Origin of the sequence: Methylobacterium sp. WL7 (genome assembly GCF_008040085.1) — a bacterium.
Classification (GTDB): Bacteria; Pseudomonadota; Alphaproteobacteria; order Rhizobiales; family Beijerinckiaceae; genus Methylobacterium; species Methylobacterium mesophilicum.
This window is the reverse complement of record NZ_VRVG01000136.1, coordinates 1-14646: the sequence shown is the minus strand read 5'-3', so window position 1 is coordinate 14646 and position 14646 is coordinate 1. Positions and strand designations below refer to the sequence as shown.

The following is a 14646-nucleotide window of genomic DNA, read 5'->3' as shown; positions in this document are numbered from 1 at the left end:
AGCCGCCCCACCGGCCCGCCCCGGACCCGATCGCGGCCGCGATGGCCGAGCGCAGCCCGGAGGACGACCTGTTCGCGGCGCCGGACGCGCCGCCGCAACAACCGGCGCCGGAGCCCCCTGCCCTGCGCCCGGGCCTCGACGCGGCGCCGGACCCCGAGCCCGACGCGAAGCCCGAGACCCGTACCGTGGTCGGGCGCTACGCCTCGGGCGGGAACACCTACGTGATGTTCGAGGACGGCTCGATCGAGGCGGAGACGCCGCAGGGCCGCTTCACCTTCGCGTCGCTGGACGAGCTGAAGGCCTTCGTGGACGGCGGCGGCGAATCCGGCGCGCGCGGCGCCGCCTGACGGGTCAGGCCAGCGGGTTGAGGCTGTCGTTGCGGGGCGGGATCGGGGCCCGCATGGTCAGGCTGAAGCCCTCCGGGTCGTAGTCGGTCTCGACCTCGGCCTGGACCTGGGTGATCAGCACCCGCTGCAGCAGGCGGGAGCCGAAACCCTGGCGGCTCGGCGGCTGGACCGGCGGCCCGCCGGTCTCCCGCCAGTGGAACCGCAGGATCCCGGCCGGCCCCCCGGGCTCCAGGGTCCAGGTCACCGCGACCCGCCCGGTGCGGTTCGACAGCGCCCCGTACTTGGCCGCGTTGGTGGTGAGTTCGTGGATCGCCATGCCGATCGGCACCGCGATCTCGGAGGGCAGGTCGATCGCCGGGCCGTCGAGGCTGATCCGCCCCTCGGCCCCGCCGTCGGGCGTCACCTCCGCGTAGGGCTTCAGCTCGCTGAGCAGCAGGTTCGCCAGCGAGGCGGTCTGCCAGGTGTCCTCGGTGAGCACCGAATGGGTGTGGGCGAGCGATTTGATCCGCCCGACGAAGGCCTCGTAGAAGCTCTCGATGCTGGAGGCCGTGCGCGCCGTGGAGCCCACGATGGCCTGCACGGTGGCCAGCGTGTTCTTCACCCGGTGGTGCAGTTCGCGGATCAGCAGGCTCTGGCGTTCCTCGGCGATCCGCCGGTCGGTCACGTCGGCGACCACGCCGATCAGGCGCCGCGGCAGGCGCCCGGGGGCGTCCCGCTCGAACCGGCCGGCCATGTCGATGGTGCGCCACGCCCCGTCGGACTTCCGCCGGATCCGGCCGCCGATCTGCAGGATCCCGTCCTCGCGCAGCGCCTTCGAGATCGCGTGCCGGACCCGGGCCCGGTCGTCCGGGTGGAGGATGTCGCTGAGGAACTCGCTCTTGCCGATGGTGCCGTCCTCGGGCGCGTGCCCGAAGATCTCGTACATGTGCTCGTTCTCCCAGATCGCCTGGTCCTCGAGCATGTGCCACTCGAAGATGCCGAGCTTGGCGATGGTGGTTGCCACCCGCAGGCGCTGGTCGCGCGATAGGATCTCGTCCCGGGCCTCGACCCGGGTGGTGATGTCCTGGACGACGCCGACCATGCTGGCGGGCGCGCCGTCGCGGCCCGGCACGGCCTGCCCCCGCACCCGCAGGATCACGGTGCGCCCGGCCACGGTCACCGGCGTATCGAAACGGTAGGCTTCGCCGGCCCGGCACGCCTCCGAGACGGTCGCGCTCAGGCGTGCCAGCTCCGGATCGGACAGGCCGCTCTTGAGCTCGTCCCACGGCACGGACCGTCCCGGCTGGCGCCCGAGGATCCGGGCGGCCCGGCGCGACAGGGTCAGCAGGCCGGTCGCCCGGTCCCAGCGCCATTCGCCGAGGCCGGCGGTCGCCAGCGCCTCGCGGTTCGCCTCGGAATGCGCGGCCGCGTCCGCGTCCGCGGCCTCAACCACGAGGGTCCGGCCGGAACGCCGCACCCGCACGTCGATCGCGGTCCCGTCCGCCCGGCGCCAGCCCTGGATGCCGTCGCCCAGGCCCTCGGGCCCGTCCTCCGCGAGCAGGTCCGCGGCGGCGCGGCCGGCCAGGCTGCCCGGCGGCCAACCGAGCAGGTCATGCAGGACCGGGTTGGCCGCGTCGATCGCCGCCGCATCCACTGAGAGCACGACGAGGCCGATCGCGGCATCGTCGAAGCCCGCGCGATACGGGTCGTCCGTCGCCGGGTCTTGACCCACGCTCTCGCCCACTCGGAAAAACCCTCGAACGCGCCGCGGCGCGCTCCCGCACGAGATGCCCCCCTGCCGCGGTCCCGACCGCGAAGGCGCCGCAGGATGGCGCCCGAGCGTGGCCGTGGCAAGGCGTCCCGCCCGGCTGCGGCGACCCGTCCGCTCAGCGCGGCCGGCGGGCGAACTCCAGATAGGTCGGGCGCCGCCCCGCCGCCAGCGCCTTCGCCTCGTAGCGGGTCCCGGGCCAGCCCGGGAACGGCCGGGTCCAGTCGCGCGCGCCCGACGCCGTCCAGGTCAGGACCGGGCAGCGGGCGGCCCGGACCAGGGTCCAGCCGGCGTAGTCGTCGATGTCGCTGGCGAAGCGGAACAGGCCGCCATCCTTCAGGACGCGGCCGATCTCGGCCAGCGAGGAATCCGACACGAAGCGGCGCTTGCGCTGGCGGCGCTTCGGCCAGGGATCGGGATAGAGCAGGTAGACCCGGTCCAGGCAGGCGTCCGGCAGGCGCGCCAGCAGGGCGGTGACGTCCTCGTCGCGGATGCGCACGTTGCGCAGGGACCGCGCCTCGATCGCGGCCAGCAGCTTGACCACGCCGTTGACGAACGGCTCCGCGCCGATGATCCCGATCCCGGGATGCGCCTCGGCCTGGGCGGCGAGGTGCTCGCCGCCGCCGAAGCCGATCTCCAGCCAGACCGCCTCGGGCCCGCCGCCGAGGGCCGGGAACAGCGTGCGCGGATCGAGCGGGCCATCGTCCGGCGGGAGATCGACGCGGAGCGCCGGCAGAAGCTCGGCGAGGCGCCGCTCCTGCAGGCCGCGCAGGCGCTTGCCCTTGCGCCGTCCGAAGAAGGCGCGCTCCGGCTCGTCGGCCTCGTGACCGGGCCGTCCGTTCAGGTCAGACATCGCTTACCAACGCGGCGTCCGCGCACCGGGCGGGGACGGGGTTCCAGGGGCTCGCGACCCCGCAGCAGGGCTCTGCCCTGGACCCGCGAAAGGTCCAAGACCTTTCGAAACCGGGACTCACGAAAACGCCAGCGCGCCGTCCCGGATGGGGGACGGCGCGCTGGCGGGCGGTACGGCGCTGGCGCGGGGGCCGCGCCTTACGACAGGGCCGACTTCAGCTTCTGGGCGAGGTCGGTGCGCTCCCACGAGAAGCCGCCATCGGCCTCGGGGGCGCGGCCGAAATGGCCGTAGGCCGCGGTGCGGGCGTAGATCGGCTTGTTCAGGCCGAGCGCCGTGCGGATGCCGCGGGGCGACAGGTCCATGGCGTCCATCAGGACGGATTCGAGCTTGGCCTCGTCGACCTGGCCGGTGCCGTGCAGGTCGACGTAGATCGACAGCGGCCTGGAGACGCCGATCGCGTAGGCGAGCTGGATCGTGGCGCGCCGCGCCAGCCCGGCCGCGACCACGTTCTTGGCGAGGTAGCGGGCCGCATAGGCCGCCGAGCGGTCGACCTTGGTCGGATCCTTGCCCGAGAAGGCGCCGCCGCCGTGCGGGGCCGCGCCGCCGTAGGTGTCGACGATGATCTTGCGGCCGGTGAGGCCGCAATCGCCGTCCGGACCGCCGATCACGAACTTGCCGGTCGGGTTGACGTGCCAGACGGTGCCCTCGTTGACCCAGCCCTGCGGCAGGGCGGCCCGGATGTAGGGCTCGACGATGGCGCGCACGTCCGCCGAATCCAGGGACTCGTCGAGGTGCTGGGTGGAGAGCACGATCTGGGTCGCCTCCACCGGTCGGCCGTTCTCGTAGCGGACCGTGACCTGGCTCTTGGCGTCGGGGCCGAGCTTGCCGGCATCGCCCTCGCCCTTCTTGCGGGCGTCGGCGAGGTCCTTGAGGATCTTGTGGGCGTAGAACAGCGGCGCCGGCATCAGCTCCGGGGTCTCGTCGGCGGCGTAGCCGAACATGATGCCCTGGTCGCCCGCGCCCTCGTCCTTGTTGCCGGCCGCGTCGACGCCCTGGGCGATGTCGGCGGACTGGGCGTGGAGGTAGATCGCGACCTCGTTGTTCTTCCAGTGGAAGCCGTCCTGCTCGTAGCCGATGTCCTTCACGGCCTGGCGGGTCAGCTCCTCGAGGTTCTCGAAGGTCACCGAATCCGGGCCGCGCACCTCGCCCGCGATGACGACGCGGTTCGTGGTGGTCAGGGTCTCGACTCCGAGCCGGGCCTCCGGCATCGCCGCGATGTAGGCGTCCACCACCGTATCGGAGATGCGGTCGCTGACCTTGTCGGGATGGCCCTCGGAGACCGACTCACTGGTGAACAGGTAGTTGGAACGCGGCATCTGGACGGATCCCGATCACGGGTACGCCGTCGCGATCGCGGCGTTCGACCCTTATGGGGTCGGGGTTCTCGCACCGGGTCAGGGGGCGGTCAAGGCGGATCGCCGAACAGATCCGCTATAACGTACGAAACGGGTGAAAAAACGCCCGTTTCTTCGACGGCTCAGCAATCAGCCGTTGAGCTTGTGGTCCAGCGCGCGGATCGCGGCGGCGACGTCCCGGCGGGCTTCCTCGCTGAAATGATCGGTGATGTGGCGCCCGACGATCTCGGCCAGGCCCTGGAGGCCGCCGCCCTCGCTCAGGGGGGCCTGCTCCGGCTCGGAGAAGCCCGGCGCCGTGAAGTCGTCGTTCCGCGGCATGCCCTTGAAGAAGTAGTCCATCGGCACCCCGGTCATCCGGGAGAAGATGTCGAGATGGACGGCGCTGATCCGGTTGGTGCCCTTCTCGTACTTCTGCAACTGCGCCGCCGACATCCCGAAACTCTGCGCGACGCGGCGCTGCGTCAGCGACGCCTTCCGGCGCTGCTCGGCGATGCGTTGACCGACATACACGTCACGCTGATCGGTTTTCTGACCCGCCATGTAGAACTTGCCCACTCCTGCCGCGATTTTCGGGCGGCGAAGCTTAACCGCATAGCGAGTCCGTGTCACCGGCAGGCGACGATCGCGGTAAACGTTTTCGCTCAGCGCCGGACACACGTCCGCAACCTGGATTCTGGTGTCCCCGGCAGGGCTCGAACCTGCGACCCCAGGTTTCATACCACTTCGGCTTTCGCCGCCGCGCCCCCGGAGAGCCGCGTTCGTGGCCTGGACTATCCCTTCACCGTGGGCCGGCGCTCGCGCCCGGCCGTTAGGTGCCGCCCGTCTAGTCTCTACACCTTCCCGCCGACGCGTGTGCGCCGGGCGGGCTTGGCTCGGGATCGGCAGGACGCCGGTGTCCCGGCGCCGGAAGCTTTCCCCGACTTTGAGCGGATCCGTCGCGTGGTTTCCCGGCGCGACGCCCAATTGTGACCGTTTAGGAAACCTGTGCTCTGTCCAGCTGAGCTACGGAGACGACCGCGATTCCCATAGCATCAACGCCCGGACAGGCCAACCGCGCGGTGCGTGCGCCGGCGTTCCGGGGCATGGTCGATCCGGCAGCATGAGCGATCCGGGAGGCGGTCGATGATCCGGACGACGGCGGGGTGGCGACGGTGCCGGGCGGCAGCTCTGGTGCTGGCGGCCTCGGGCCTTGCCGGGCCGGCCGGCGCCGCGGGCCCGGATTCCGGCGATTGCCGCCCGGGGCCGGCCCGCGCCGAGACCCTCGACGGGATCGGGGTGCGGGGCGAGGTCCTCCTCGGCTCCGGCGCCCGGGCGGTGCTCGATTCGCTGCGCTGGCCGGACGCCCCGGACGCCGCGGAAGCGGCGCGCGCCTGGCTGGACGCCCGGCGGGGACTGGCCCTGATCGTGGTCCCGCGTGGACCGCCCGACCGCTGGGGCCGGGAACGGGCCGACATCGAGATCGCGGATAGCCGAGTCCCGGATGGCGACATCGATCTCGCGGGCGGCCTGATCGGGGCCGGGCTCGCCGTCGCGGACGCGAACGAGCGCGAGGTGCTGTGCCGCCCGGCCCTGCGCGCGGTGGAGGCTGGCGCCCGGGACGGGAAGCGCGGCCTGTGGCGCGCCCCGGTCCTGCAAGCCGCGGACGGCCCGGCGCTCCGGGCGCTGGCGGGGCGCTTCGCCGTGGTGGAGGGCCGGATCGGCCATGTCGGCGAGCGGAGCGCCCGCACCTATCTCGACTTCGTGGCCCGCGGCGCGGACGGGCTCACGGTCATGGTACCGAAACGCACTTGGCGAATGATGCGTGCCCGTGGTTTGAGTGCGGCATCGCTCGAAGGCCGGCGCGTGCGGGTCCGCGGCATCCTGGAGGTCTGGCGCGGCCCGACCCTGGAGGCTACCGCCGACGCCATCGAGGTTCTGGGCGAACCGGACCGGCGCGAGGCCGAGCCGGTGGGGGAACGGGAGCTGCGGCGCTGATCGCGATGGGCGGGATCACGGAGCGATTTCGGGTGGCGGGGCGGCGCCTGCGCGGCGTCGCGACGGCCTGTGCCGGCTTGGCGGCGCTGGCCGCCCTCGGCGCCTGCGTGGCCGACCAGGCCGCCGGCCCGGTGGTGCCGGCCGTGGTCCGGGTGCCCGCCGAGGCCCCGCGCACCACCGGGCGCGAGCGCGCCGCCGACGCGGACCACCTCAAGCTCGTGGCCTCGTTCGGGGGCGAGGTGCGGGCCCCCAACGTGATGCGGATGCTCACCGAGGTCACGGACCGTCTCGTGAAGGCGAGCGAGCGGCCGGACCAGACCTACGCGGTGACGCTGCTCGATTCGCCCGTGGTCAACGCCTTCGCGCTGCCGAACGGGCGGCTCTACGTCACCCGCGGGCTGGTGGCGCTGGCGAGCGACACCTCCGAGGCGGCGGCCGTGCTGGCCCACGAGATGGCGCACGTGACCCTCAACCACGCGACCGCCCGGAGCGAGCTGGAACTGCGCTCGGCCCTGGTCAGCCGGGTGGTGGCCGACGTCCTGAACGATCCCGATACCGGCGCGCAGCTGCAGCACCAGTCCCGCTTCGCGCTCGCCCGCTTCTCCCGCGAGCAGGAACTGGAGGCGGACGCCACCGGGGTGCGCACGCTGGCCAAGGCCGGCTACGATCCGTTCGCGGCCGGCCGCTTCCTCACCGCGCTCAGCCGCTCCACCGCCCTGAAGGCCGGCACCGGCCCCGGGGGCGAGCCCGACATGCTGGCGACCCACCCGGGCACCGCCGAGCGCATCACCCAGGTCACCCGGGCGGCGCGCCGGATCGGGGCCCCGGGGATCGGAGCCGACGACCGCGCCGCCTACCTCGCCGCCCTGGACGGGCTGCCGTACGGCGACAACCCGCGCGACGGCGCGGTGCGCGGCCACCGCTTCGTCCATCCGGGGCTCGGCATCGCGTTCGACGTGCCGGCGGGGTTCGTCCTGGAGAACACCCGCTCGGCGGTGCTCGGCACCACCCCGGACGGCAACCGGCGCCTGCTGTTCGACCAGATCGAGGCGAAGGACGGCCAGGCCCTCGACGCGGCCCTCAAGGGCAGCTGGAACGACGCCCTCGATCCGGCCGGATTCGAGACCCGCGAGGTCGGCGGCCACCCGGCGGCCCTGGCGCTGTCGCGGGGCAAGGACTGGACCTTCCGGCTGGCGGCGATCCGGATCGGCGACACGACCGTCCGGATGATCATGGCCGCCAAGGGCGCCACCGACCCGGACCCCGCCTTCCGTCCCTGGATCGCCAGCCTCGCGGCGGTCCCCCCCGAGGAGGCGGTGCTGCGCCCCCTGCGGCTGCAGGTGGTCCAGGCCGGCTCGACCAGCGCGGAGGAGCTGGCCCGCCGCATGGCGGTGCCGGACCGGGCGCTCGACCGGTTCCTGGTCCTCAACGGCCTGGAGCGCGCCGCCGCCCTGGTACCCGGCAGCAGCTACAAGATCGTGGTGGAATAGCCGCCCCGCATCGCCGCGGCTTGCGCCGGCCGCGCTCCGGGACGACCGTCGCGCGTCCGTCGCGCCGGATCGGGTATCCCGGAGGGGCGAGCGACGGTTTTGGTTGGCATCGCCGTGTTCCGAGGACCGCCGACGGCCGTTCGGGACGCCGTGTCAAGGAGAGCGCCGTGATTCGATTCTTCTACAATCTCAGCCCCAACCCCATGAAGGTCGCCCTCTGCCTGGAGGAGCTGGGCCTGCCCTACGAGCCGGTCCCGGTGGATACGCGCAAGGGCGAGCAGTTCGAGCCCGCCTACACGGCGCTCAACCCGAACGGGAAGGTGCCCACCATCGTCGACGGCGACGTGACGGTGTTCGATTCGAACGCGATCCTGCTCTACCTCGCGGGCAAGACCGGCCGGTTCCTGCCCGAGGGCGAGGCGGCCCGGGGCGAGATGCTGTCCTGGCTGATGTTCGTGGCCACCGGCATCGGGCCGTTCTCCGGCCAGTGCGTCCACTTCCGCCACTTCGCCCCCGATGGCGGCCCCTACGCCACCGAGCGCTACGCCTTCGAGGCGCGCCGCCACTGGGAGATCCTGAACCAGCGGCTCGCGGACCGCCCCTACGTGCTGGGCGAGACCTACACGATCGTCGACATGGCGGTGTGGGGCTGGGCCCGGATGGTGCCGTTCGTGCTGGGCGAGGACGCCTTCGCGGGCCTGCCCCACGTCAAGCGCCACCTCGACGCGATCGGCGCTCGCCCGGCCGCCGCGGCCGCGCAGGCGCTGAAGGACAAGCACGCCTTCAAGGCCGAGATGGACGACACGGCGCGCGGCTTCATGTTCCGCGCGACCCGGAGTGCCGCGTAACGGCGCCCGGATCAGGGGCCCGCGAGGGTCACGGAGACCATCGGCAGGGTGACGGCGAAGCCGTCGCCCGGCATCGGCGTGGTGCCGAGCGTCAGGCAGGCGGCGAGACCGAGACAGAGGGCGAGACCGAGCAGCGAGGTCTCGAAGCCGCGATAGACCGATTCCATGGGAGGTCTCCTTCGCAAGAGACCGCCAGGATGCGCCCGACGGGTAAACGGATCGGTGCGCTGGCGCTCATCGACCGCGTGACGATCACCAGCCCGAGGCGACCAGGGCAGCCCCGGCGGCGATCAGCCCGACCCCGGCCCAGGCCGCGAGGCTCAGGGTCTCGCCCAGCAGGCTGGCGCCCAGGATCGCGACCAGCACGACGCTGAGCTTGTCCAGCGGCGCGACCCGGGCGGCATCGCCCAGCGACAGCGCCCGGAAGTAGCACAGCCACGACGCCCCGGTGGCGAGCCCCGACAGGACCAGGAAGACCAGGCTGCGGCCGGAGATCTGCACGAGCCCCCCGGTCTGGCCGGAGCCGACCACGATCGCGCCCGCGAAGGCGACGATCACCAGGGTGCGCACGAAGGTCGCGACATCCGACTGCACGCCCGCGACCCCGACCTTGGCGAGGATCGCGGTCATCGCCGCGAAGCCGGCGGCGGCGAGCGCCCAGAAGCGCCAGGATTGCAGGAGGTGGTTCATGGGGTCCTCGCGCGCAGGCGGGCCTAGAGATCCTCGGGGTCTCCGAAGGACGCGACCACGGTCTCGATCGGAAGGAACAGGGTGCGGCTGTCCTCGGGATAGGCGACGAACTCCGCGCAGCGCAGATAGAAGCGCTTGGCCGCCTCGTCCTTGGCGTGAACCATCACTGCGCCGATCCCGATGCTGCGCGAGGCCAGCGCGATCCGCCGCAGCGCGTCGGCCAGCAGATCGGTGCCGAGCCCCCGACCGGCATGATCACGGCTGACGGCAAGCCGGCCGATCACCGAGACCGGAACCACATCCGGCGCGTTTCGGCGAAGCCTGCCCGGAGCGGCCACGCGTTCCACGGAGCCCGCAGCGATGCCGACATAGGCCACGACCTGTTTGCCCCGACAGACGACGTAGGTGCGGGAGAACCGGCTCTCGTTCTTCAAGGCCCGATGGCGCAGCCAGTCGTTCAACGCGGGCTCGCCGCAATCGAAGCCCGACACGTCGTGCCCTGCCGTCAGAGGCTCGGGCGCCGACAGGATCGGCTCGGCACCCTTCGGCGTGCCCGTCACCTCCGCCAGGCCGGAACGCGCCGCATCAGCGCCGTCAGCTTCGGACCCGGCGGCGGTGGCTGGTCGAGCGCGTGCAAGAAGGCGTCGTGGCCCTCGGGTTCGAGCGCGTACAGCCGCTGGTCCAGCAGGACGTCGACTGCCTGTCGCCGGGCGCTCTCGACCATGAACTCCGTGCGCGTCTTGCCCAGGATCGCCGCCGCATCATCGATGAGTTGGCGGGTCCCGGCCTCGATCCGCAGATTGATGCTGCCCTTGGTCTCACTCGGAGCCATCGGCAGAGCATCGGAGGGTTCGGCGATGGTCGCGCGGACTTTCGACATACGCGAAAGCTGCGAGCGCGTACCTACGTTGTCAATACGACGTAAACGTCGGGCACCGCGGACGGTCGCGTCGATGACGCTCTGAATGCCAAGACGTACTGCAAAGCTGCAGGCATAAAAAAGGCCGGCCGCGCAGCGTATGCGGCCGGCCTCCTGGTTAAAAAAGCAGCCGATGTTTCACGGGAAACATCGGCTGTCCCCGGTCACAGCAGCTTGTCGATTGTGATCGGAAGGTCGCGCACGCGCTTGCCGGTCGCGTGGAACACCGCGTTGGTGATGGCCGCCGCGGTGCCGACGATGCCGATCTCGCCGAGCCCCTTCACGCCGAGCGGGTTGGCCTTGTCCTCCTCGTCCACGAAAATCACGTCGATGTCCTGGATGTCGGCGTGGACCGGCACGTGATACTCGCCGAGGTTGTGGTTCATGAACCGGCCGAAGCGGTGGTCGAGCATCGACTCCTCTTCGAGGGCCGAACCGATCCCCATCACCACGCCGCCCAGGATCTGGCTGCGCGCGGTCTTCGGGTTCAGGATCTTGCCGGCCGCGATCGCCGAGACCACCCGGGTGAGCCGGACCTGGCCCAGCTCCTCGTCGACTTTCACCTCCACGAAGATCGCCCCGTGGGTGTAGGCCTGGTAGGTGTCGTTGAAGTCCTTGTCGGGACCCGCCTGCTCGACCGCCTCGAGCTTGTCGACGCCGGCAGCCCGCATCACCTCGACCATCGAGACGCTGCGGCCGGGATCGCCCGCCACCGCGATGCGGCCGTCCGAGAACACGGCCCGGTCGACGTCGACATTGGCGAGCGGTGAGTTCTCCAGCCCGCGGGCCAGCTTGAACACCTGCTCGCCGACGTTACGGCAGGCCTTCATCACGGCGGTGCCGGAGGAGGCCGCCGTCCAGGAGCCGCCGGCGACCGGCGCCTCGGGCAGGCGCGTGTCGCCGAGCTTGGTGGTGACCGATTCCATGGGCAGGCCCAAGGTGTCGGCGGCGATCTGGGTCAGGATCGTGTAGGTGCCGGTGCCGATGTCGCCGGTGGAGTTGCCCACCGTCAGCCGGCCGTCGGCGGTGAGCGTCGCGATGGCGCTCGACTGCATCATCATCGATTCCCAGACGCCCGTGGCGACGCCCCAGCCGACCAGCTCGCGGCCCTCGCGCATGGAGCGGGGTTCGGGGCTGCGCTTCGACCAGCCGAAGCGCTCCGCGCCCTGCGTGAAGCAGGCCTTCAGCTCCTTGGAGCCGAACGGCTTGCCCTCGGCGGTGGCGTCCGACTCCGCGTAGTTCTTCAGCCGCAGCGCGATCGGGTCCATCCCGGTCGCGTAGGCGAGCTCGTCCATGGCGGTCTCGATGGCGAAGACGCCGGTGACGGCGCCCGGCGCGCGCATGTCGCCCGGGGTGGCGGTGTCGAGCTTGGCGATCCGGTAGGTCAGGGCGACGTTATCGCAGCGGTAGAGCACGCCCGACCAGTTGACGACGACCTCCTGGTAATCCTCGTAGTGGGAGGTCCCCTGCACGGCATCGTGCCGGAGCGCCGTCAGGGTCCCGTCCGCCTCGGCACCGAGGGAGACGGTCTGCAGCGCCTCGCCCCGATAGGTGAAGGACCACATCTGGTCGCGGGTCAGGGTCACCCGGACCGAGCGCTTCAACTCCTGGGCGGCCAGCATCGCCAGGAACGCCTGGTATTGCGGGCGCAGGCCGGAGCCGAAGCCACCGCCGAGATAGGGGTTGAGCACCCGGACCTGATCGGGCTTCAGGCCGAACACGTTGGCGAGATACTGGTGGCTGTTCGAGACGCCCTGGATCTTGTCGTAGACCGTGTAGGTCCCGTCCTCCTCGACCACCACCGTGGTGGCGTGCGGCTCCATCGGGTTGTGGTGCTCGTTGGCCAGCGTATAGGCGCCCTGCACGCGGATCGGCGCGCTGCCGAAGGCCTGGTCGGCGTCGCCCCACGGCTCCGGCGGCGGCTTGATGCCCTCGCGCTTGTAGGGCGGATCGTAGGCGTCGCCGCGCGCGGCCTTGATGTCGGTGACGGGTTCCTGGGCCTCGTAGCGGACCCGGACCAGCGAGGCCGCGTAGCGGGCGGTCTCGAAATCCTCGGCCACCACCAGGGCGACCGGCTGGCCGCTGAACAGGATCAGGTCGTCGTAGAGGGCGCGGAACGGCGAGCCGGGGGGCGCCACCGCGTCCTGGAAGTTCTTGTCCCGCCACGCGGTGCGCGGCCGGTTCTCGTGGGTGATCACCGTGAGGACGCCCGGCACCGCCTCGGCTTCGGCGGAGTCGATCGCCGCGATCCGCCCCTTGGCGATGGCGCTCGACACGACGGTGCCGTAGGCGAGGTCCGGGGCGGCGAACTCGCTGGCGTATTTTGCGAGGCCGGTGACCTTGGCGGGTCCGTCGATGCGGCTGCGCGGGCTGCCGACGAAGGTATCGTGGCCGGTCGTGCTGAAGGTCTGGGTCATCGGGGTGCCTACTGGATGCGCTTGTCGCTGAGCGACTGGGGCGTGCCGGCAGCGGCCTGTTCGAGGCCGCGCACGATGGCGCGCCGGGCGAGTTCGATCTTGAAGCCGTTGGCCGATTGCGGCTTGGCCTCGGACACGATGAGGTCGGCCGCCTGCTGGAAGCTCTCCCGGGTGGCGGGCTTGCCCTCGAGCAGCGCCTCGGCCTCGCGGTTGCGCCAGGGCTTGTGGGCGACGCCGCCGAGCGCCAGCCGGGCGGTCTTGATCGTGTCGCCGTCGAGTTCGACGCCCGCCGCCACCGAGACCAACGCGAAGGCGTAGGACAGGCGGTCGCGCAGCTTCAGGTAGGTGTAGTGCTGCGGGAACTTGCTCGCGGGCAGATCGACCGAGACGACGATCTCGCCGGGGGCGAGGTTGGTGTCGATCTCGGGGCTATCGCCGGGCAGCCGGTGGAAATCCGCGAACGGGATCGTGCGCTCGCCCTGCGGCCCGCTCACCCGGACCGTGGCCTCCAGTGCCGCCAGGGCAACGCACATGTCGGACGGGTGGGTGGCGATGCAGGACTCACTGGCCCCGAAGATCGCGTGGATACGGTTGACGCCGCCGATCGCCGGGCAGCCGGAGCCGGGCTCGCGCTTGTTGCAGGGCGTGGCGGTGTCGTAGAAATAGTAGCAGCGGGTCCGCTGCAGCAGGTTGCCGCCCGTGGAGGCGGCGTTGCGCAGCTGCGCCGAGGCGCCGGCCAGGATGGCATTGCGCAGCAGCGGATATTGCGCCGTGACCCGGTCGTCGTAGGCGACCTTGGCGTTGGTCGCGAGCGCCCCGAGCCGCAGGCCGTTTTCGTGGGCCTCGATGGCGTCCAGCGGCAGGCGGGTGATGTCGATCAGCCGGCCCGGCTTCTCGACATCGTACTTCATCAGGTCGATCAGGTTGGTGCCGCCCGCGATGAACCGCGCGCCCGCCCCGTAGGCCTGGACCGCCTCCGCCACCGTGCCGGCGCGGACGTAATCGAAGCGGTTCATCGAGCGGCTCCCTGCATCACGTCCTCGATGGCATCGACGATGTTGGTGTAGGCGCCGCAGCGGCAGATGTTGCCGCTCATCGCTTCGCGGATCTCCTCACGGCTGTGGGCGTGGCCCTCGTTCATCATCCCGACCGAGGAGCAGAGCTGGCCGGGGGTGCAGTAGCCGCACTGGAAGGCGTCGTGCTCGATGAACGCCTCCTGGATCGGGTGCAGCGCGTTGCTGCCGCCGCGGTCGCCGAGCCCGGCGAGACCCTCGACGGTGGTGATCTCGGCGCCGTCCTTCATCACCGCCAGCGTCAGGCAGGCGTTCACCCGGGTGCCGTTGACCAGCACCGTGCAGGCGCCGCACTGCCCGTGGTCGCAGCCCTTCTTGGTGCCCGTGAGATCGAGTTTTTCGCGCAGCAGGTCGAGAAGGGTGGTCCAGGGCGTGACCGTGAGCTCGCGCCGCTGCCCGTTGATCGTGAGGGTGATGGCGAGGCCGGTATCGGCCCGCACCGGCGGACTGTGTTCGAGAAGCATGCTGTCGTCCACGATCTGGGCCGGCCGCGGGGCCGGGCGGGAAACGGATCGGTCAGGGGCGGCAACGGGCGGCGGCGCGCAGGTGCCGCCAGGATGCCGCGTCGCCGGTCCTGTCGATAACCGTTCCAATCTGCTCCCGTTCCGCGGACGAACGGTCTCAGGATCGGATCGGATGGCCGGGTTTCCAGTTCGTGGCGATGGGGAGCCGCTGCGCGGCAGGTCTTGTGCTGGGTCCCAAATCGCCGCCCACTGACGTTCCAGGCGTCCGGCAAGGGGGCGGCGTGTTCCAGCATGCACCACAGCCCCTTTCCCAGGCGGATGGAGCGCAGCGGAACCTGATCCGGAATCCGGCACGGGACCAGCCGCGCGGCGGCTCACAATCCCGCCGCCCCGCCGCCCGACATTGCCC

At 71.5% G+C, this 14646-nt stretch carries 14 protein-coding genes and 1 pseudogene; 4 read left to right on the top strand and 11 right to left on the bottom strand.

From position 1 onward, the window contains the following. Nucleotides 1-347 (top strand): annotated as a pseudogene (locus FV233_RS31340) (hypothetical protein); the annotation flags it as partial. Nucleotides 348-351: 4 nt separating this feature from the next. On the opposite strand, the gene FV233_RS24435 reads toward FV233_RS31340, so the two are convergent. The 4 genes from FV233_RS24435 to FV233_RS24420 all read right to left on the bottom strand — a co-directional run bounded on the left by FV233_RS24435 (nt 352) and on the right by FV233_RS24420 (nt 4902). Continuing rightward, nucleotides 352-2070, bottom strand: coding sequence for an HWE histidine kinase domain-containing protein (locus tag FV233_RS24435; protein WP_147899044.1), 1719 nt, complete (start codon nt 2068-2070; stop codon nt 352-354). A gap of 142 nt (nt 2071-2212) precedes the next feature. Further along, the gene (locus FV233_RS24430; protein ID WP_147855341.1) at nt 2213-2947 is read right to left on the bottom strand and encodes a tRNA (guanine(46)-N(7))-methyltransferase TrmB; all 735 of its coding nucleotides are present in this window, start codon (nt 2945-2947) and stop codon (nt 2213-2215) included. Between the two features lie 197 nt (nt 2948-3144). Next, nucleotides 3145-4323 carry a methionine adenosyltransferase gene (metK, locus tag FV233_RS24425; RefSeq protein ID WP_147899043.1) on the bottom strand — a complete coding sequence of 393 codons (1179 nt, stop codon included), beginning with the start codon at nt 4321-4323 and terminating at the stop codon, nt 3145-3147. Nucleotides 4324-4491: 168 nt separating this feature from the next. Then, entirely contained in the window at nt 4492-4902 is a 411-nt protein-coding gene (locus FV233_RS24420) for a helix-turn-helix transcriptional regulator (RefSeq protein WP_147855339.1), read from the bottom strand. Between the two features lie 582 nt (nt 4903-5484). Here FV233_RS24420 and FV233_RS24415 point away from each other — a divergent pair. The 3 genes from FV233_RS24415 (at nt 5485) to FV233_RS24405 (ending at nt 8674) form a co-directional block, all read left to right on the top strand. Further along, nucleotides 5485-6336, top strand: a complete 852-nt coding sequence (locus tag FV233_RS24415) for a pentapeptide repeat-containing protein (protein WP_147899042.1) — start codon at nt 5485-5487, stop codon at nt 6334-6336. A gap of 5 nt (nt 6337-6341) precedes the next feature. Further along, entirely contained in the window at nt 6342-7826 is a 1485-nt protein-coding gene (locus tag FV233_RS24410; protein ID WP_147899041.1) for a M48 family metalloprotease, read from the top strand. 167 nt (nt 7827-7993) lie between these two features. Next, nucleotides 7994-8674, top strand: coding sequence for a glutathione S-transferase family protein (locus FV233_RS24405; protein WP_147855313.1), 681 nt, complete (start codon nt 7994-7996; stop codon nt 8672-8674). Nucleotides 8675-8685: 11 nt separating this feature from the next. Here the strand turns inward: FV233_RS24405 and FV233_RS30600 are convergent, their stop codons facing one another. The 7 genes from FV233_RS30600 to FV233_RS24375 form a co-directional block, all read right to left on the bottom strand. Beyond that, on the bottom strand, nt 8686-8841 hold the full coding sequence (locus FV233_RS30600; RefSeq protein WP_187193465.1) for a hypothetical protein: 156 nt from the start codon (nt 8839-8841) through the stop codon (nt 8686-8688). An 85-nt stretch (nt 8842-8926) separates the two neighbouring features. Continuing rightward, nucleotides 8927-9364 (bottom strand): EamA family transporter, encoded by a 438-nt coding sequence (locus FV233_RS24400; protein WP_147855314.1) that lies wholly within the window; start codon nt 9362-9364, stop codon nt 8927-8929. Between the two features lie 23 nt (nt 9365-9387). Further along, a complete protein-coding gene (locus FV233_RS24395; RefSeq protein WP_147855315.1) occupies nt 9388-9933 on the bottom strand; it encodes a GNAT family N-acetyltransferase in 546 nt (181 codons plus the stop codon). After that, nucleotides 9921-10196, bottom strand: coding sequence for a DUF1778 domain-containing protein (locus FV233_RS24390; protein WP_238262952.1), 276 nt, complete (start codon nt 10194-10196; stop codon nt 9921-9923). The genes FV233_RS24395 and FV233_RS24390 overlap by 13 nt, the downstream gene beginning before the upstream one ends. 251 nt (nt 10197-10447) lie before the next feature. After that, the gene (locus tag FV233_RS24385; RefSeq protein ID WP_147899040.1) at nt 10448-12700 is read right to left on the bottom strand and encodes a xanthine dehydrogenase family protein molybdopterin-binding subunit; all 2253 of its coding nucleotides are present in this window, start codon (nt 12698-12700) and stop codon (nt 10448-10450) included. A gap of 8 nt (nt 12701-12708) precedes the next feature. Then, the gene (locus FV233_RS24380) at nt 12709-13716 is read right to left on the bottom strand and encodes a xanthine dehydrogenase family protein subunit M (protein WP_147855318.1); all 1008 of its coding nucleotides are present in this window, start codon (nt 13714-13716) and stop codon (nt 12709-12711) included. After that, nucleotides 13713-14237: a (2Fe-2S)-binding protein gene (locus FV233_RS24375; RefSeq protein ID WP_147855319.1), complete on the bottom strand. Its 525-nt coding sequence runs from the start codon at nt 14235-14237 to the stop codon at nt 13713-13715. Before FV233_RS24375 ends, FV233_RS24380 begins: the two co-directional genes overlap by 4 nt. Nucleotides 14238-14646 lie beyond the last annotated feature (409 nt).